This is a genomic window from Streptococcus mitis, from assembly GCF_002860865.1.
Taxonomy (GTDB): Bacteria; Bacillota; Bacilli; order Lactobacillales; family Streptococcaceae; genus Streptococcus; species Streptococcus mitis_AT.
On sequence record NZ_PKIE01000001.1, the window covers coordinates 471,784 to 492,490 of the forward strand.

Genomic DNA, 20,707 nt, shown 5'->3' on the forward strand with positions numbered 1-20,707 from the left:
TGTCGGAACTTTCCGGCATTTTCTTTTCAACAAATGAGCAAGAACTGATTATTTTCAGACTTGGCTGTCTAATCATGGTATAATAAAAGGTAATGAAAAATTCCAACGAGGCAGAGATGAAATTACTTTATACTGATATTCGGACTTCTTTGACAGAAATTCTAACTAGAGAGGCAGAGGAGCTAGTTGCTGCTGGCAAGCGGGTCTTCTACATCGCTCCCAACTCTCTTTCTTTTGAAAAGGAACGCGCCGTACTGGAATGCTTGTCCCAGCAGGCTTCTTTTGCGATTACCGTCACGCGCTTTGCTCAAATGGCTCGTTACCTGATTTTGAATGATTTGCCTGCCAAGACCAGTCTAGATGACATCGGTCTTGGGATGGCCTTTTACAGATGTCTTGCCGAACTTGATCCCAAGAATTTACGTGTTTATGGAGCTATCAAGCAGGATCCTCAATTTATCCAGCAGTTGATTGATCTTTATCATGAGATGACGACTGCTCAGATGAGTTTTTTGGACTTGGAGAGTTTGACGGATGAGGACAAGCGAGCCGATTTAGTCTTGATTTTTGAGAAGGTAACGGCCTATCTTAATCAAGGTCAATTGGCTCAAGGAAGTCAGTTGTCCCATTTGATTGAGGCTATTGAGAATAACAAAGTTAGTAGTGATTTTACTCAACTCGCCTTGGTTATTGATGGATTTACTCGTTTTTCTGCTGAGGAAGAGCGGATTGTGGACTTACTTCACGGCAAGGGTGTTGAGATTGTCATTGGAGCCTATGCTAGTAAGAAAGCATATACTAGCCCTTTTAGCGAGGGTAATCTCTACCAAGCCAGTGTGGAGTTTCTCCATCATCTAGCCTCTAAATACCAAACTCCTGCCCAGGATTATTCTCAAACTCATGAGCAGATGGATAGTTTTGATAAGGCCTCTCGTTTGTTGGAGTCTTCTTATGACTTTTCAGAACTCACTTTGGAGGTCGATGAGAAGGATCGTGAAAACTTACAAATCTGGTCTTGCTTGACGCAAAAGGAGGAGTTGGTGCTAGTAGCCCGTAGCATTCGTCAGAAATTACACGAGAACTCAAATCTGAGTTACAAGCATTTCCGTATTCTCTTGGGGGATGTAGCTTCTTATCAATTATCGCTGAAAACGATTTTTGACCAGTATCAGATTCCTTTCTATCTTGGTAGAAGCGAATCCATGGCTCACCACCCTTTGACACAGTTTGTCGAATCTATTTTAGCTTTGAAACGCTATCGTTTCCATCAGGAGGATTTGATTAACCTCCTCAGAACAGGTTTGTATACCGACCTTAATCAAGCTGATATTGATGCTTTTGAGCAATATATCCGCTATCTTGGTATCAATGGCTTGCCAGCCTTTCAGCAAACCTTCACCAAATCCCACCACGGAAAATTTGATTTGGAACGTTTAAATGCCCTTCGTTTGCGGATTGTAGCACCTCTTGAGACCCTCTTTGCCAGTCGAAAACAAAAGGCTGAAAATCTCTTGCAAAAGTGGAATGTCTTTCTAAAAGAAGGAGCGGTGACTAAGCAGTTGCAAGACTTAACAGCCACTATGGAAGCTGTAGAACAAGAAAGACAGACTGAAGTTTGGAAGGCATTCTGTCATGTTTTAGAACAATTTGCGACTGTTTTTGCTGGTTCACAGGTTAGTCTAGAGGACTTCCTAGCCTTGCTCCATTCTGGAATGAACCTATCTCAATACCGTACCATTCCAGCGACAGTGGACACCGTTCTGGTGCAGAGTTACGATTTGATTGCGCCCTTAACGGCTGACTTTGTCTACGCCATTGGGCTAACACAGGACAATTTACCAAAAATCGCGCAAAATACCAGTCTTTTGACAGATGAAGAAAGGCAAAACCTAAACCAAGCGACAGAGGAAGGGGCACAATTGCTGATTGCCAGCAGTGAAAATCTCAAGAAAAATCGTTACACTATGCTTTCCTTGGTCAATTCTGCTCGTAAGCAGTTGGTCTTGTCAGCTCCAAGCCTTTTTAATGAAAGTGAAAGTAAGGAATCTGTCTATCTTCAAGAGTTGGTCCATTTTGGATTTAGTCGAAAAGAGAGGAGGATGAATCACAAAGGGCTATCTAAGGAGGATATGGGGTCCTATCACAGTCTTTTGTCTAGTCTGGTTGCCTATCACCAGCAGGGCGAGATGAGTGATACTGAGCAAGATTTGACCTTTGTTAAGGTTCTGTCGCGTGTCATGGGTAAAAAGTTAGACCAGCAAGGTCTGAAAAATCCAGCCCTCCCAACCAGTCCAAGCAGTAAGCAGTTGGATAAGGATACCTTACAGGCTCTCTATCCAGCTGACAAGGAATTTTACCTGTCTACGTCTGGTTTGACAGAGTTTTACCGGAACCAATACAGTTATTTCCTCCGTTATGTTCTAGGCTTGCAGGAGGAATTGCGCCTACGTCCAGATGCTCGTAGTCACGGAAATTTCTTACACCGCATTTTTGAACGCGCCTTGCAGTTGCCTGACGAAGAATCCTTTGACAAACGTCTAGAACAATCTATCCACGAAACCAGTCAGGAACGGGAATTTGAAGCTATATATCAAGAAAGTTTGGAAGCCCAGTTTACCAAGGAAGTTCTGCTTGATGTTGCACGGACAACTGGACATATTCTCCGACACAATCCAGCCATCGAAACCATCAAAGAGGAAGCGAATTTCGGTGGGAAAGAGCAAGCCTTGATTCAATTGGACAATGGACGCAGTGTCTTTGTACGAGGTAAGGTTGACCGCATTGACCGATTGAAAGCTGATGGAGCGATAGGAGTAGTAGACTACAAATCTAGTCTAACTCAGTTCCAGTTTCCCCATTTCTTTAATGGACTCAATTCCCAGTTGCCAACCTATCTAGCTGCCTTAAAAAGAGAAGGGGAGCAGAACTTTTTTGGTGCCATGTACTTGGAAATGGCTGAACCTGTCCAATCTCTGATGGCCGTTAAAAGTCTGGCAGGTGCAGTAGTAGGAGCTAGCAAGTCAATGAAATACCAAGGCATCTTTTTAGAAAAAGAAAGCAGTCATTTGGGCGAATTTTACAACAAAAACAAGGCCAATCAGCTCACAGATGAGGAATTCCAGCTCCTACTGGATTACAATTCCCATCTTTACAAGAAAGCTGCTGAGAAGATTTTAGCAGGCCAGTTCGCCATTAATCCTTATACTGAAAATGGCAGAAGCATTGCCCCATACGTCCAGCAACATCAAGCCATTACTGGCTTTGAAGCCAATTATCACTTGGGTCAAGCCCGTTTCCTAGAAAAGTTGGACTTGGCTGACGGCAAGCGTCTGGTCGGAGAAAAACTCAAGCAAGCTTGGTTTGAAAAAATAAGAGAGGAGTTGAATCGATGAAGCCTATTCCCTTTTTAACTGAGAAGGAAATTCAAAAATTGCAAGAAGCAGAAGCGCATTTGAGCAAGGAACAAAAGAAAACTGCCGAGCAAATCGAAGCCATCTACACTTCTGGTCAGAATATCCTGGTTTCAGCATCGGCTGGTTCGGGGAAGACTTTTGTCATGGCAGAGCGCATTCTAGATCAATTGGCGCGCGGTGTCGAAATTTCTCAACTCTTTATCTCAACCTTTACTGTCAAGGCTGCCACCGAGCTTAAAGAACGTTTGGAGAAAAAAATCAGCCAACAAATCCAAGAAAGTAGCGATGTTGACCTCAAACAACACTTAGGTAAACAGTTGGCAGACCTACCCAACGCAGCTATCGGAACCATGGACTCTTTTACCCAAAAATTCCTTGGCAAACATGGCTATCTGATTGATATTGCGCCTAATTTCAGGATTTTACAAAACCAGAGCGAGCAACTACTTCTAAAAAACGAAGTTTTTCATGAGGTTTTTGAAGCCCATTACCAAGGTAAGCAGAAAGAGACCTTTAGTCATTTGCTGAAAAACTTTGCTGGACGTGGCAAGGATGAACGGGGGCTACGCCAGCAAGTCTATAAAATCTATGACTTTCTCCAATCCACCAGCAACCCTCAAAAGTGGCTGAGTGAATCTTTCCTCAAAGGCTTTGAGAAAGCTGATTTTACCAGTGAAAAAGAAAAACTGACTGAGCAAATCAAACAAGCCCTTTGGGATTTGGAAAGCTTTTTCCGTTACCATCTGGATAATGATGCCAAGGAGTTTGCAAAGGCTGCTTATCTAGAGAATGTTCAGTTGATTCTGGATGAAATTGGCTCCCTAAATCAGGAGTCCGATAGTCAGGCTTATCAGGCAGTACTTGCGCGTGTCGTCGCCATTTCAAAAGAGAAAAACGGCCGATCTCTGACTAATGCCAGTCGTAAGGCTGATTTGAAGCCACTGGCCGATGCCTACAACGAAGAGAGAAAGACCCAGTTTGCTAAACTAGGACAACTGTCAGACCAGATAATCATTCTCGACTATCAAGAACGTTATCATGGAGATACATGGGAACTAGCTAAGACTTTCCAAACCTTCATGAGTGATTTTGTAGAGGCTTATCGTCAGCGTAAACGCCAGGAAAACGCCTTTGAATTCGCTGATATCAGCCATTACACCATTGAGATTTTAGAGAAATTCCCGCAAGTTCGTGAGGCTTATCAGGAACGCTTCCACGAAGTCATGGTCGATGAGTATCAGGATACCAACCATATTCAAGAACGGATGTTGGAGTTGCTGTCTAATGGCCACAATCGCTTTATGGTGGGAGATATCAAGCAGTCTATCTATCGTTTCCGTCAGGCAGATCCGCAGATTTTCAATGAAAAATTCCAACGCTATGCGCAAAATCCACAAGAAGGAAAGCTGATTCTGCTCAAGGAAAATTTCCGTAGTAGTTCAGAAGTGCTGTCAGCAACCAATGATGTTTTTGCACGCCTTATGGACCAAGAGATCGGCGAAATCAACTATGATAACATGCACCAGCTTGTTTTTGCCAATACCAAACTGACTCCCAATCCAGACAACAAGGCAGAATTTCTCCTCTACGACAAGGACGACTCTGGTGAGGAAGAAGAGAGCCAAGCAGAAACGAAACTAACAGGTGAAATGCGCCTAGTCATCAAGGAGATTCTGAAACTTCATCAAGAAAAAGGTGTTGCCTTTAAAGAAATCGCCCTTCTGACCTCCAGTCGCAGTCGTAATGACCAGATTCTTCTCGCTCTGTCTGAGTACGGGATTCCTGTTAAAACCGACGGTGAACAAAATAATTATCTCCAATCTCTAGAAGTACAAGTCATGCTAGATACCCTTCGTGTCATTCATAATCCCCTGCAAGACTATGCCTTGGTTGCCCTTATGAAGTCTCCAATGTTTGGCTTTGATGAAGACGAGTTAGCACGTTTGTCCCTTCAGAAAGCAGAGGATAAAGTCCAAGAAAATCTCTATGAGAAACTGATCAATGCACAAAAAATGCTAACAATCCAGAAAAACTTGATTCACACGGCTCTAGCTGAGAAACTAAAGCAATTCCTGAATATCTTGGCTTCTTGGCGCTTGTGTGCCAAGACCCACTCCCTCTATGACTTGATTTGGAGGATTTACAACGACCGTTTTTATTATGACTATGTTGGGGCTTTGCCAAATGGTCCTGCTAGACAGGCAAATCTCTATGCCCTAGCTCTGCGTGCTGATCAGTTTGAAAAGAACAATTTCAAGGGCTTGTCCCGCTTTATTCGTATGATTGACCAAGTCCTAGAAGCCCAGCACGATTTGGCAAGCGTGGCCGTCGCACCGCCAAAAGATGCAGTAGAGCTCATGACTATCCACAAGAGTAAAGGGCTAGAGTTTCCTTACGTCTTTATCCTCAATATGGATCAAGACTTTAACAAGCAAGACAGCATGTCAGAGGTCATTCTCAGCCGTAAAAATGGACTTGGTGTCAAATATATTGCCAAAATGGAGACAGGAGCAGTTGAAGATCACTATCCTAAAACCATCAAACTCTCCATTCCTAGTCTGACCTATAGGCAGAATGAAGAGGAATTACAGCTGGCAAGCTATTCTGAGCAAATGCGTCTACTGTATGTTGCTATGACGAGGGCTGAGAAAAAGCTCTATCTTGTCGGCAAGGGTTCTCGCGAAAAGCTGGAAGCCAAGGAATACCCAGCAGATAAAAATGGAAAACTAAATAGCAATACTAGACTGCAAGCACGGAATTTCCAAGATTGGCTTTGGGCTATCAGTAAAGTGTTTACTAAGGACAATCTCAACTTTAGTTATCGTTTTGTTGTAGAAGATCAGTTGACCAGAGAAGCTATCGGAGACTTGGAAAACAAGAGCCCTCTACAAGATAGCTCTCAAGCAGATAACCGTCAGTCAGAAACCATCAAAGAAGCCCTTGAAATGCTGAAGGAGGTGGAAGTTTATAATACTCTTCACCGCGCAGCTATTGAACTTCCTAGTGTTCAAACTCCAAGTCAAATCAAGAAATTCTACGAACCTGTTATGGATATGGAAGGTGTCGAGATTGCTAGTCAAGTTCAATCAGTAGACAAGAAGATCAGCTTTGATTTGCCAGATTTTTCAAGCAAAGAAAAGGTAACAGGAGCTAAGATTGGTAGTGCTACCCACGAACTGATGCAGAGAATTGACCTCAGCCAGCGACCAACACTTGCTAGCCTGACAGAAACTCTCAAACAAGTTCAAACGAGTCCAGCTGTCAGAGACAAGATCAATCTTGCTAAAATTCTTGCTTTCTTTGACACAGCACTCGGTCAGGAAATTCTTGCTAATACCGACCATCTCTATCGCGAGCAACCCTTCTCCATGCTCAAACGAGACCAAAAGAGTCAGGAAGACTTTGTTGTCCGTGGTATCCTTGATGGCTATCTACTCTATGAGGATAAAATCGTTCTATTCGACTATAAGACAGACCGCTATGATGAACCAAGTCAACTCATAGACCGTTATCGTGGTCAGTTAGCCCTATACGGAGAGGCTTTATCTCGAGCCTATTCGATTGAAAATATTGAAAAATACTTGATTTTACTAGGTAAAGACGAGGTTCAAGTTGTAAAAGTATAATTTATACTCTTCGAAAATCTCTTCAAACCACGTCAGCTTTATCTACAACCTCAAAACTGTGTTTTGAGCTGACTTCGTCAGTCTTATCTGCAACCTCAAAACTGTGTTTTGAGCAGTCTGCGGCTAGAGCTTCCTAGTTTGCTCTTTGATTTTCATTGAATATTAGAAAGGAGACCTCATGACACTTCCAGTTAGAAAATCCCTGCATGATGCGGTGTTACAGGCTTCAAAAGCTGATACTTGGGAACAAGCTACCAAGGAATGGAGTGAAGTTTCCTTGATTTTTAACGGTATCGGCCGTAGCAATTGTGTCTGTGGGAATGCCATCAAGTACGCCTACGAACTCTTTAATGGTGTCACAGGTCAACGCCTCTTTCCAATTGGTAGCGACTGTGTTCGTCATTTTCATCGATTGTCCCTTGACCAGCAACTGGAAGAGGAAGAAAAACTGCTCAGAAAGGTTGAAAATCTGACCAGAAAAGCCCAGAAAAAGGAGAAAATCAAGGTCAATAAAAGTGACTTTGACGAGCGACTTCTAAAGTGGCTCTGGGAAAAAGGTGTTTTTAAACCCAATCGTGGTAATCAGTTCTCACCTGAGAGAGACTACCAGCTTTTCCTAGAAGTCTTTCAGGGAGGAAGTTGGACCAAGGCAGAGCCAAAGAAAAAGGCTCGTATGGAAGAAGTCTTAGAAAAATGTATCAAACCCTTTTTACTTGGAAAGCCAGATGACCAACTCTACCTTGTCAAGCTAGGTAAGGAGAAAATTGACTACGAACAAGAACTGCGTATCCAGGCTGAGAAAGAGCGCAGGAAGAGGGATAAAATCGCCAAGCAGTATGCAGACAATCTGGTTCTAGCCATGGGACCAGCAGAGCGTGCCTACCAAGATTACTTTGGCTTTACAGAAACCCTAACCCAAGAAGAACGCAAGTGGGAGAAAATTCTTTTTGGTAAAAATAGAACAGAACGGGCTATCAAGGCCAAACAATACCAAAAAGAGCTGGAAAAAGACCAACGAATTGCCAGTCAGGATCCAATTGAAAGAAAGCAGAAGCAGACCTGGCTCCTCAATTCCTATTTTCGTGAGCTTCCTGAAGAAAAATCCCGATTTGCTCGGCTCTTATTAGAATATCGAAAAAGTGGAGAAGTCCCCTTTTCAACTGAATACTTATCCGACCATCTGCTCGACTTTTTCTATAAAATGAAAGCCTTTGAGTTTGAAATCGCACCAGAACAAGTCCGAGACTTTTTAAAAGAAAGCCTCCCAGCAGATCATCTCTCCTCAGCACAAGAAAGCTGGATAGAAGGAATTCTCCTCAACTGCCTCAAACCATTTTTAGAACGATTAGTGATATGAGTAACACCTACCGTGGAAGTTTCATGGTAGGTGTTATTGTATCCCAAAAATAATATAAAACAAAGCATATAAAACAACGTATGAAAACGCAACTCAATTTTAAGACTTTTTGGTAAATTAAGAGTATAATTAAAGTGTGATGCCTTTTTTATAGATAATACACTAATATATTAAAGGCCTTCGTAACATAAATATAAATTTTATTTCAAGGAGGAATCATGGAAAAGTATTTTGGTGAAAAACAGCAGCGTTTTTCATTTAGAAAATTATCAGTAGGACTTGTATCTGCTACGATTTCAAGTTTGTTTTTTATGTCTGTATTAGGTAGTTCATCTGTAGAGGCTCATGAGACTAAAGGTGTTCACTATAAATATGTGACAGAGTCAGAGTTATCATCAGAAGAAAAGAATCAGCTCGTTTATGATATTCCGACATACGTGGAGAATGATGATGAGACTTATTATCTTGTTTATAAGTTAAATTCCCAAAATCAACTGGGAGATTTACCCAACACTGGAAGTAAGAATGATATGCAAACCCTAGTTGCTGGTGCTAGCTTAGCTACTCTGGGGATTTTAATTTTTGCCGTTTCTAAGAAAAAAATTAAGAATAAAACAGTGTTACATTTAGTATTGGTTGCAGGAATAGGAAATGGTGTTCTTGTATCGGCTCATGCTTTAGAAAATAATCTTTTACTGAATTACAATACGGACTATGAATTGACCTCTGGAGAAAAATTGCCTCTTCCTAAAGACATTTCAGGTTACACATATATTGGATATATCAAAGAGGGAAAAACTACTTCTGATTCTGAAGTAAGTAATCAAAAGAGTTCAGTTGCCACTCCTACAAAACAACAAAAGGTGGATTATAATGTTACACCGAATTTTGTAGAGAATCCATCAACAGTACAAGCTATTCAGGAACAAACACCTGTTTCTTCAACTAAGCCGACAGAAGTTCAAGTAGTTGAAAAACCTCTTTCTACAGAATTAACGAATCCAAGAAAAGAAGAGAAACAATCTTCAGATTCGCAAGAACAATTAGCAGAACATAAGAATCTAGAAACGAAAAAAGACGAGAAGGTTTCTCCAAAAGAAAAGACTGGGGTAAATACATTAAATCCACAGGATGAAGTTCTATCAGGCCAGTTGAATAAACCTGAACTCTTATATCGTGACGAAACTATAGAGACAAAAATAGATTTTCAAGAAGAAATTCAAGAAAATCCTGATTTAGCTGAAGGAACTGTAAGAGTAAAACAAGAAGGTAAATTAGGTAAGAAAGTTGAAATCGTCAGAATATTCTCTGTAAACAAGGAAGAGGTTTCACGAGAAATTGTTTCAACTTCAATGAGTGCGCCTGTTACAAGAATAGTCGAAAAAGGTACTAAAAAAGCTCAAGTTATAAAGGAACAACCTGAGACTGGTGCAGAACATAAGGAAGTACAGTCTGGAGCTATTGTTGAACCCGCAATTCAGCCTGAACTACCAGCAGCTGTAGTAACCGACAAAGGTGAGCCAGCAGTCCAACCAGAGTTGCCAGAAGCAGTTGTAACAGATAAAGGTGTACCAGAAGTCCAACCAGCGTTACCCGAAGCTGTTGTAACTGAAAAAGGCGAACCAGCAGTCCAACCAGAGCTACCGGAAGCGGTTGTGACCGACAAAGGTGAGACTGAGGTTCAACCAGAGTCGCCAGATACTGTGGTAAGTGATAAAAGAGAACCTGAACAGGTGGCACCGCTTCCAGAATATAAAGGACCACAAGCCGGAGCTATTGTTGAACCAGAGCAGGTAGCACCACTACCAGAATACACAGGTCCACAGGCAGGGGCAGTAGTTGAACCTGCAATCCAACCAGAGTTACCCGAAGCAGTTGTTACAGACAAGGGTGAACCAGAAGTTCAGCCAGCGTTACCCGAAGCAGTTGTAACTGAAAAAGGCGAACCAGCAGTCCAACCAGAGCTACCGGAAGCGGTTGTGACTGACAAAGGTGAGACTGAGGTTCAACCAGAGTCGCCAGATACTGTGGTAAGTGATAAAGGAGAACCTGAACAGGTAGCACCGCTTCCAGAATATACAGGAGTTCAGGCTGGAGCGATAGTAGAACCAGAGAAGGTAGAAGCACCGAAGGAATACACAGAAGTGCAAGCCGGAGCAATAGTAGAACCAGAACAAGTAGCCCCCCTACCAGAATATACAGGAGTACAAGCTGGAGCGATAGTAGAACCAGAGAAGGTAGAAGCACCGAAAGAATACACGGGAGTGCAAGCCGGAGCAATAGTAGAACCAGAACAAGTAGCCCCCCTACCAGAATACACAGGCCCACAAGCTGGAGCTATTGTCGAACCAGAGCAGGTAGCCCCCCTACCAGAATACACAGGCGTACAGGCTGGGGCTATTGTTGAACCTGAGCAGATTGCCCCCCTACCAGAATACACAGGTCCACAGGCAGGAGCAATAGTAGAACCAGAACAGGTAGATCCACTTCCTGAATACAAGGGGAATATTGAGCAACTAAAACCTGAAACTCCCGTTGAGAAGCCGAAAGAAACAGATCCAGAAAAAACAATAGAACTAAGAAGTGTTTCTGATGTGGAACTCTATAGTTATGAAGGCAATCAATCAAAACAACATACAAGCTTAGATAAAGTACCAGATAATAAATCTGCTTATTTCATCAAAGTGAAGTCAGCTAAATTTAAAGATGTACTGCTTCCAGTTTCAAACATTGAGGATACTACAAAAGATGGCAAACCAGTCTATAAAATCACGGCTAGATTGGAACACTTGAAGCAATCTGTAGACAATCAATACCAAGACAATTTTACATATTATCTTCCAAAACTTGTTCAAAACGATAGCCCTATCTACACATCATTTAAAAAATTAGTAACTGATATGAATAGTAGACCTGATGGAACTTTCACTTTGGGTGCAACAATGAATGCTCGTGAGGTTGAGTTAGGTGAAAACCAAGAAAGTTACGTTACAAGTAAATTTACCGGGACATTAATTGGTAGTCATCAAGGTAAACATTATGCTATCTATAATTTGAAAAAGCCGTTATTCAATAAATTAGAACACTCTACTGTTAAGGATCTCACCTTAAAAGATATCAATATTTCTGGTAAGAATCATGTCGCATCAGTTGCTAAGGAAGCCACAAATTCTTCAACTTTAGATAACGTTCACGCAAATGGAATCATTGCTGGTGAGCTAGGTATCGGAGGACTTGTTCAAAAAGTTGATAATTCTACAGTAAGAAATAGTAGCTTCACCGGAAGAATAACAAATACCTTTGTTACAACCTCTCAGTATGCAATTGGTGGTCTAGTCGGTCAATTAACTGGTACAAATGCTAGTGTAGGCCATTCTATAGCATCAGTAACTATTTCAAGCAATGCAGAATATTCTAACCAAACCATTGGTGGAATTGCAGGTATCGTAGAAAATAATGCAACTGTAGCAAATAGTTATGCTGAAGGTGAAATAAATAATGCTAAACCATTCGCTAGAGTTGGTGGAGTTGCAGGTTCCCTATGGACACAAGAAGGTGGAGCAGATGATAATACCGGCCACTTGAATAAGGTTCTCAGCGATATGAATATTACAAATGGGAATGCGATTTCTGGTTACCACTTCAAAGGTATGAAGGAGACAGAGGTTTACAGTAATAAAGATAATAAGGTAGTTAATGTTCAAGCAGTTGGAGATGAGGTAATGTCAGTTGATTCCACTGTAGAACGTGGTACTGAGATTGAAAAAACAGCAGTTCAAGCCAAGAAAGATGAGATTACTACAAAGAAAACTATAACCGTGGAAGATTTTACAAATTCTGCTAAACAGGATGTAGATTATACCAAGGCAGCTCATTATCAGGAGACAAGAAAGGTTGCATATAAAAATATAGAAAAATTATTGCCTTTCTATAATAGAGACACCATTGTGAAATATGGAAATCAATTATCAACTAATACTAATCTATTTAAGAAAGAACTGCTATCTGTTGTCGCTATGAAAAATGAGGAAGTGGTTTCAGATATTACTTCAGACAAGCGCTCTATCAATCACTTATTACTACATTACAACGATGGAACATCTGAGAAAGTAAGCTTAACCTACCATAGTGACTTTGCAAATCTGGCTGAGTATACTATTGGAACTACAGGTCTAGTATACACACCAAATACTTTCCTAAAAGATTATACCTCTATAATAGATAGAGTTAAAAATGACTTAAATACAGTGCAGTATAATCCAACTGCTCTTAAGAATTTGTTAGGAATTTCGGATAATGTTAAATTAACAGAACTCTATCTAGATGAGCAATTCACTAAGACAAAAGATCACTTAACTGAAACTCTTAAAAAATTACTTTCAGCTGATGCTGCTGTTTCTGGAAATAATAGTGCTATTGACAATTACATTGTTGATAAAATCAAGCGAAACAAAGAAGCTTTGATGCTAGGATTAACCTATCTAGAACGCTGGTATGGTTTCAAATTTGACAAGGCTAGCGCAAAAGATTTGCTTATGTTCCATATGGATTTCTTTGGTAAGGGAAATACCTCTCCTCTTGATACGATTATTGAACTAGGTAAATCTGGCTACAACAATCTCTTGGCTAAAAATAATGTGGTTACTTACAATGCCTTGTTGACTAATAACTACAGTACAAAAGATTTATTTAGTGCTTTAGAAGTTTACCGTAAAGCATTTGCACCACATCAAACTAACAATGAATGGTTTAAATCTCAGACAAAAGCCTTAATCGTTGAAGAAAAATCTAATATTCCAGAAGTAAAAGCTAATCAGGAAAAAGCTGGCACCAAGTATTCTATCGGTGTCTATGATCGAATCACTAGCGACAGTTGGAAATACCGTAACATGGTACTGCCTCTACTAACCTTGCCAGAAAGATCAGTATTTGTCATTTCAACTATCTCTAGTCTAGGCTTTGGTGCTTATGATCGCTATCGTAATAAAGATCATCAAGCAAGTGGTGATTTGAATAGCTTTGTTGAAAAGAGTGCTCACGAAACAGCAGAGCGTCAACGAGATCACTACGATTATTGGTATCGTATTCTAGATAAGGAAGGGCGTGAGAAGCTTTACCGAAATATCTTGCTTTATGATGCCTATAAATTTGGAGATGACCATACCAATGGAAAAGCCCAAACAGTATCAGATTTTGATAGTCCAAATCCTGCAATGAAACATTTCTTTGGACCTGTTGGAAATAAAGTTGGTCATAATGGACACGGTGCTTATGCTACAGGGGATGCCGTTTATTATATGGGTTATCGTATGTTGGATAAGGATGGAGCTATCACTTATACACATGAAATGACGCATGACTCAGATCAGGACATCTATCTTGGTGGCTATGGTCGAAGAAGTGGCTTGGGACCAGAGTTCTTTGCCAAAGGCTTATTACAAGCACCAGACCATCCAGATGATGCGACAATCACCATCAACTCGATCTTGAAACATTTAAAATCGGATAGTAAAGAAGAAGAACGATTACAAATACTCGATCCAACTACGAGATTTAAAGACGCGACAGATCTTCAAAAATATGTCCACAATATGTTTGATGTTGTTTATATGTTGGAATATCTTGAAGGGCAGTCTGTTGTGAATAAATTGAGTGTTTACGAAAAAATGAATACTCTAAGAAAAATCGAGAATAAATTTGTTAAGGATCCAGATGGAAATAATGTCTACGCAACAAATGTTGTCAGAGATTTAACCGCAGAAGAAGCTGAAAAATTACATTCATTTAATGATTTGATTGAGAATAATATTATTTCGTCTAGGGAATATGCCTTAGGTGAATACGAAAGAAATGGCTACTTCACTATTAAATTATTTGCGCCGATTTATGCAGCATTAAGTAATGATGACGGAACGCCAGGTGACCTGATGGGACGTCGTATGGCCTATGAACTATTAGCTGCTAAAGGATTTAAAGATGGTATGGTGCCATATATTTCAAATCAATTTGAACCCGATGCTAGGGCAAATAATAAAACGATTACCTCATATGGTAAGACTAAAGGATTGGTAACAGATAAATTAGTACTTCAAAAATTATTTAATAGTAAATACGACACTTGGAGTGATTTTAAAAAGGCCATGTATAAAGAGCGACAAGAAAAATTCAGCAAATTGAATAAAGTTACCTTTAATGATACAAGTAAATCATGGACAAGCTTTGCAACCAAAACTACAAGCAATATAGATGAGTTGCAACAACTAATGAATGAAGCTGTCCGCAAGGATACAGAAACTCCTCATTGGGATAACTATAATCCAGAAACAGATAGTGCGGTTCATAAGTTGAAGAGAGCAATCTTTAAAGCTTATCTTGACCAAACTGATGATTTTAGAAGTTCAATTTTTGAAAATAAAAAATAGTGTTTACTGTTAGGAAATAAAATTAAAGAAGGTGATTACGCTTGTCATTATTTAAAAAAGAACGATTTTCGATCCGAAAAATCTGTGGGATTGTTGTTTCGGTGTTACTCGGAAGTGTCTTGGTTGCACCGTCAGTCATCCATGCTTCTACCTATCATTATGTTGAAAAAAGCGCTCTTACAAAGGAAGAACAAAGTATGATTCAGGCAGGAATTCCTACTGATAATGAAGCAAGTTATGCTCTTATTTATCAGCAGGAAGCTCTTCCTGCAACAGGTTCATCGACTTCTGTGCTTACAGCTTTAGGTCTATTAGCTGTTGGTAGTTTAGTCCTTTTGGTTCATAAAAAGAAAAAAGTTAGTAGTTTGTTCTTAGTTACTACTATCGGACTGATTAGTCTTTCTAGTATGCAAGCTCTCGATATAAGCAATCCTTTGAAAGCTCCAAGTAATGAAGGAGTAGTTCAAATTGCTGGATATCGTTATATTGGATACTTACCCCTTAATGATAATGCAATTTCAGAAATTCAACATAAGGATGAGAGGACAAAAAATGTTCCAGTATCTGAAACTCAGGAAAGTATCCCTAATGAAGCGCCTAAAGCTGAGAAACCTAAATACACTGAGCCTGTAAGTACAGTCCCAGACGAGGCGCCTAAAGTAGAAAAACCTGACTATACGCAACCAATAGGTGCAAATCTTGTAGAGTCAGAAGTTCATGAAAAACCAGCATACACTGAACCTGTAGGTACTGTTCCAGACGAGACTCCTAAAGCAGAGAAGCCTGACTATACGCAACCAATAGGTACAAACCTTGTAGAGCCAGCAGTTCATGAGAAACCTGAATATACAGGTCCAATTGGCGGTAATTTAGTTGAACCAGCAGTTCATGAAAAACCAGCATACACTGAGCCTGTAAGTACAGTCCCAGACGAGGCTCCTAAAGTAGAAAAAACTGACTATACGCAACCAATAGGAGCAAACCTTGTAGAGCCAGCAGTTCATGAAAAACCAGCATACACTGAACCTGTAGGTACTGTTCCAGACGAGGCTCCTAAAGCAGAGAAGCCTGACTATACGCAACCAATAGGTACAAACCTTGTAGAGCCAACAGTTCAACCGGCATTACCCGAAGCTGTTGTAACTGACAAAGGAAAACCAGAAGTTCAACCAGCGTTACCAGAAGCTGTTGTAACTGATAAAGGGGAACCAGAAGTTCAGCCAGCGTTACCCGAAGCAGTAGTTACAGAAAAGGGAGAACCCGCAGTTCAACCATCCTTACCGGAAGCTGTTGTAACTGACAAAGGCGAACCAGAAGTACAACCGGCCTTACCAGAAGCTGTTGTGACTGAGAAAGGGGAACCTGAAGTTCAACCAGCCTTACCCGAAGCTGTTGTGACTGAGAAAGGGGAACCTGAAGTTCAACCAGCGTTGCCGGAAGCTGTTGTGACTGAGAAAGGGGAACCCGCAGTTCAGCCAGCCTTACCCGAAGCAGTAGTCACAGAAAAGGGAGAACCAGAAGTTCAAGCTGAGTTGCCAGAATATACGTCAAAAGTTGCTCCAACTTTGACTTTAGATAAGGTTACAGAAGATGCGATGGATCGTTCAGCTAAATTGGATTACACTCTTGAAAATACAGGTAATGCTGAAATCAAGAGCATTATAGCTGAGATTAAAGATGGGGACACTGTTGTTAAGCGAGTTGATTTATCTAAAGAAAAATTGACAGACGCTATTCAAGGTTTGGATTTATTCAAAGATTATAAAATTGCAACAACAATGACTTACAACCGTGGTGAAGGTGATGAAACATCTAAACTGGATGAAAAACCTTTGCGTTTGGAGTTGAAAAAGGTCGAAATTAAAAATATTTCATCTACTAATTTAGTGAAGGTGAATGATGATGGTACTGAAACACCAAGTGATTTCATGAGCGAAAAACCTTCTGATGAAGATGTGAAGAAAATGTACTTAAAAATCACTAGTCGTGATAATAAAGTAACACGTTTAGCAGTTGATAAAATTGAAGAAGTGACTGAAGAAGGTAAGAAACTTTATAAAATCACTGCTGAAGCTCAAGATTTGATTCAACACATTGATCCATCTAAGGCGCGCAATAAGTATGTTTATTATATAGAAAAACCCCAACCTAAAGAAGATAATGTCTACTATAACTTTAAAGATTTAGTAGAGGCTATGAATGTTAATAAAAATGGTACATTTAAAATCGGAGCAGATTTGAATGCAACGAATGTACCAACACCTAACAAACAATATGTTCCAGGTACGTTTAAGGGACATCTATCAAGTGTTGATGGTAAACAATATACAATTCATAACATTGCCCGTCCCTTATTTGACCGTGTTGAAAATGGTTCTGTGAAAAATATTAATTTAGGTAATGTGGATATCAATATGCCTTGGGCTGACGGAATAGCACCTGTTGCCAATATGGTGAAAAATGCAACTGTTGAAGATGTTAAGGTAACTGGTAGTGTAGTTGCTAATAACAATATTGCGGGTATCGTCAATAAAATCGATAGTGGTGGTCAGTTGACAAATGTAGCCTTCATCGGTAAACTCACGGGTGTTGGTGATAAAGGTCAATATATGGCTGGTATTGCCGGTGAGATTTGGAGAGGTAATGTTGCAAAAGCATATGTCGAGGCTGATATTGTTGCTAACAGAGCCCGTATAGGTGGTTTAGTTGCTAAAACAGATAATGGCAACGACTCTATGGGAATTGGTAAATACGGTTCAATTCGTAAATCAGTCACCAAAGGAACCATTAAGACTAAAGTTTTGCTTGAAACAGGTGGATTTATCAATAGCAATCTTCCTTTCGGTAAACTGGAAGATAATATTTCAATGATGAGAGTTGAAAATGGTGAAGAGTTCTTTGGTTCTTCAGATTTGGACTACGATGGTGGTTATTTCACAAATGGATGGTTAGAGCGTAACTTTGTTGTCAAAGGTGTCAGTTCAGGTAAGCATTCATACAAACGTTCTCGTGACAAAATTAAAGAAATTAGTCAAGATGAAGCTAACAAGAGAATTGCAGCCTTTAATATTACTGCTGACAAATACGAAATCAACGAACCTGTGGTCAATCGCTTAAATCGTTTAACCAGAAGAGAAGATGAATATAAGTCAACCCAAGACTATAAAGTAGATCGAGATCGGGCTTATCGTAATATTGAGAAACTTCAACCATTTTATAATAAAGAATGGATTGTCAACCAAGGTAACAAACTTGCAGAAGATTCAAACTTAGCTAAGAAAGAAGTCCTTTCTGTTACGGGAATGAAGGATGGTCAATTCGTGACCGATTTATCGGATATCGATAAAATAATGATTCACTATGCAGATGGTACAAAAGAAGAAATGGGGGTCACACTCAAGGATTCTAAAGTCCAACAAGTGCGTGAATATAGCGTATCTGGTCTTGGTGATGTTGTCTATACACCAAATATGGTTGTTAAAAATCGAGACAAACTGATTGCAGATGTGAAAGAGAAGTTATCTTCAGTCACATACGATTCGCAAGATGTTCGTAAAATTATTGGAAATCCAGCTGATTTGTATCTAGAAGAAAGCTTTACTGACGTCAAAGACAATCTTGATAAATTTGTGAAAGCTTTAGTCGAAAATGAAGATCATCAATTGAATAGTGACGAAGCTGCGATGAAAGCACTTGTGAAGAAAATTGACGATAATAAAGCTAAAATCATGATGGCTCTATCTTACTTGAACCGTTACTATAACATTAAGTATACTGACAACAGTATGAGTATCAAAGACATTATGATATTTAAACCTGACTTCTACGGTAAAACACCAAGTGTGTTAGATCGCTTGATTAACATCGGGTCTAGCGAGAAGAACTTAAAGGGTGACCGAACTCAGGATGCTTATCGTGAAATCATTGCAAGTAATACTGGTAAAGGTAGTCTTCGTAACTTCCTAGAATACAACATGCGTTTGTTTACAGAGGATAAAGACATCAATGATTGGTTTATCCACTCAGCTAAGAATGTTTATGTTTCAGAACCTAAAACTACAAATCCTGACTTTGTCAATAAACGTCATAGAGTCTTTGATGGTTTAGATAACGGTGTTCATGGTCGTATGATTTTACCACTTCTAACGCTTAAAGATGCCCATATGTTCTTAATTTCAACATATAACACGATGGCGTACAGTTCATTTGAGAAATATGGAAAACATACAGAAGAAGCTCGTAATGAGTTCAAAACTAAGATTGATGAAGTTGCACATGCTCAACAAACTTATTTAGATTTCTGGTCACGTTTATCATTATCTAATGTTCGTGATAGACTTCTTAAGAGCCAAAATATGGTACCGACACCAGTTTGGGATAACCAAAACTACCATGGAGTCGACGGTGCAAACAGCATGGGATACGGAAAGAACGGGGCAATTATCAGACCTATTAGAGAATTGTATGGTCCAACTGGCAAATTCCACGCAACAAATGGAGCCATGGGAGCGATGGCTAGTATTTACGATAGTGCAAACAATAATGACCAAGTTTACTTTATGGTAACCGATTTAATATCACAATTTGGTATTTCAGCATTTACACATGAAACAACACACGTCAATGACCGAATGCTCTATTACGGAGGATACAGTCAACGTGTTGGTACAAATGCAGAAGCCTATGCACAAGGTATGCTGCAAACACCTGACAGCTCAACGACTAATGGTGAATACGGCGCACTTGGAATTAATATGGCTTACCATCGTCCAAATGATGGTAACCAATGGTACAACCCAGATCCTGACAAATTAAAGACACGTGATGACATTGACCGCTACATGAGAAACTACAATGAAGCTATGATGCTGCTTGATCATGTAGAAGCTGATGCTGTACTTCCTAAAATTAAAGGAGACAATAGTAAGTGGTTCAAGAAGATTGACAAAGAAATGCGCTCTAAGATTCAGTATAATGATCTTTTAGGTCCAAACCAATGGGATAGTGTCCGTGATTTGAAAGGTGAAGAAAAGGTAATGACTTTATCTAGCGTCAATGATTTAGTGGATAATAACTTCATGACGAAACATGGAAATCCAGGTAACGGACGTTATCGCCCTGAAGATTATGCTGTCAACTCAGCATATGTAAACGTCAATATGATGGCTGGTATTTATGGTGGTAATACTAGTCTTGGAGCTCCTGGTTCATTATCGTTTAAGCACAATGCTTTCCGTATGTGGGGATATTATGGTTATGAAAATGGCTTTATCAGTTATGTATCAAATAAATACAAAGCAGAAGCAGATAAAAACAATCACGGTTTACTAAGCGATAAGCTAATAATTAATAAAGTATCGAAAGGAAACTTTAATACTCTTGAGGAATGGAAGAGACATTGGTACGAGGAGGTTCTTGCTAAAGCTAAGAAAGGCTTTGAAGGTATCGATATTGATGGCGTCCATATCAGTAACTATGATGAGTTAAGGCCTTTATTTGATAAAGCAGTCGAAGAAGATTTGAAAAAAACAGATGACTTCTCTCATACTGTAGCTCTTAAATCTAAGGTATTCAAAGCCCTTCTTAAAAATACAGACGGTTTCTTTAACCAACTGTTTAAAAAAGACATTTAAATGTTTAGAATATAAAGGGAACAGTTTTTTGCTCCCTCTGAAAAGTCATCATTTGATGGCTTTCAAAAAGCACCTCAAAAAAGGTATTGCCAAGTTGCAATACCTTTTTTTGATGCTCTTTTATCTTGTCCTTGTTTCAATTGACGATACCACATTATGTACTGTTTTGCTTCCTTTTACTATAAAAGGACTTAGTCCTGTGAAGTACAGAACTAAATCCTTTCAATAATTATTTGTGCAACTTTTGGGGGTTAGT

The 20,707-nt window shown here is 39.8% G+C and carries 5 protein-coding genes; all 5 read left to right on the forward strand.

What is annotated here, in order from left to right; translation table 11 throughout:
* Positions 1 to 116 precede the first annotated feature (116 nt).
* The 5 genes from rexB to CYK18_RS02430 all read left to right on the forward strand — a co-directional run bounded on the left by rexB (position 117) and on the right by CYK18_RS02430 (position 20,451).
* Positions 117 to 3,392 carry an ATP-dependent nuclease subunit B gene (rexB, locus tag CYK18_RS02410; protein WP_101785305.1) on the forward strand — a complete coding sequence of 1,092 codons (3,276 nt, stop codon included), beginning with the start codon at positions 117 to 119 and terminating at the stop codon, positions 3,390 to 3,392.
* Positions 3,389 to 7,039 carry a helicase-exonuclease AddAB subunit AddA gene (gene addA / locus CYK18_RS02415; RefSeq protein ID WP_101784825.1) on the forward strand — a complete coding sequence of 1,217 codons (3,651 nt, stop codon included), beginning with the start codon at positions 3,389 to 3,391 and terminating at the stop codon, positions 7,037 to 7,039. Before rexB ends, addA begins: the two co-directional genes overlap by 4 nt.
* Before the next feature lie 178 nt (positions 7,040 to 7,217).
* On the forward strand, positions 7,218 to 8,396 hold the full coding sequence (locus CYK18_RS02420) for a hypothetical protein (protein ID WP_101784827.1): 1,179 nt from the start codon (positions 7,218 to 7,220) through the stop codon (positions 8,394 to 8,396).
* A 218-nt stretch (positions 8,397 to 8,614) separates the two neighbouring features.
* On the forward strand, positions 8,615 to 14,818 hold the full coding sequence (locus CYK18_RS02425; protein WP_101784830.1) for a ZmpA/ZmpB/ZmpC family metallo-endopeptidase: 6,204 nt from the start codon (positions 8,615 to 8,617) through the stop codon (positions 14,816 to 14,818).
* Between the two features lie 41 nt (positions 14,819 to 14,859).
* Complete coding sequence (locus tag CYK18_RS02430) at positions 14,860 to 20,451, forward strand: SIALI-17 repeat-containing surface protein (protein ID WP_101784832.1); 5,592 nt, start codon at positions 14,860 to 14,862, stop codon at positions 20,449 to 20,451.
* The last annotated feature ends 256 nt before the right edge of the window (positions 20,452 to 20,707 follow it).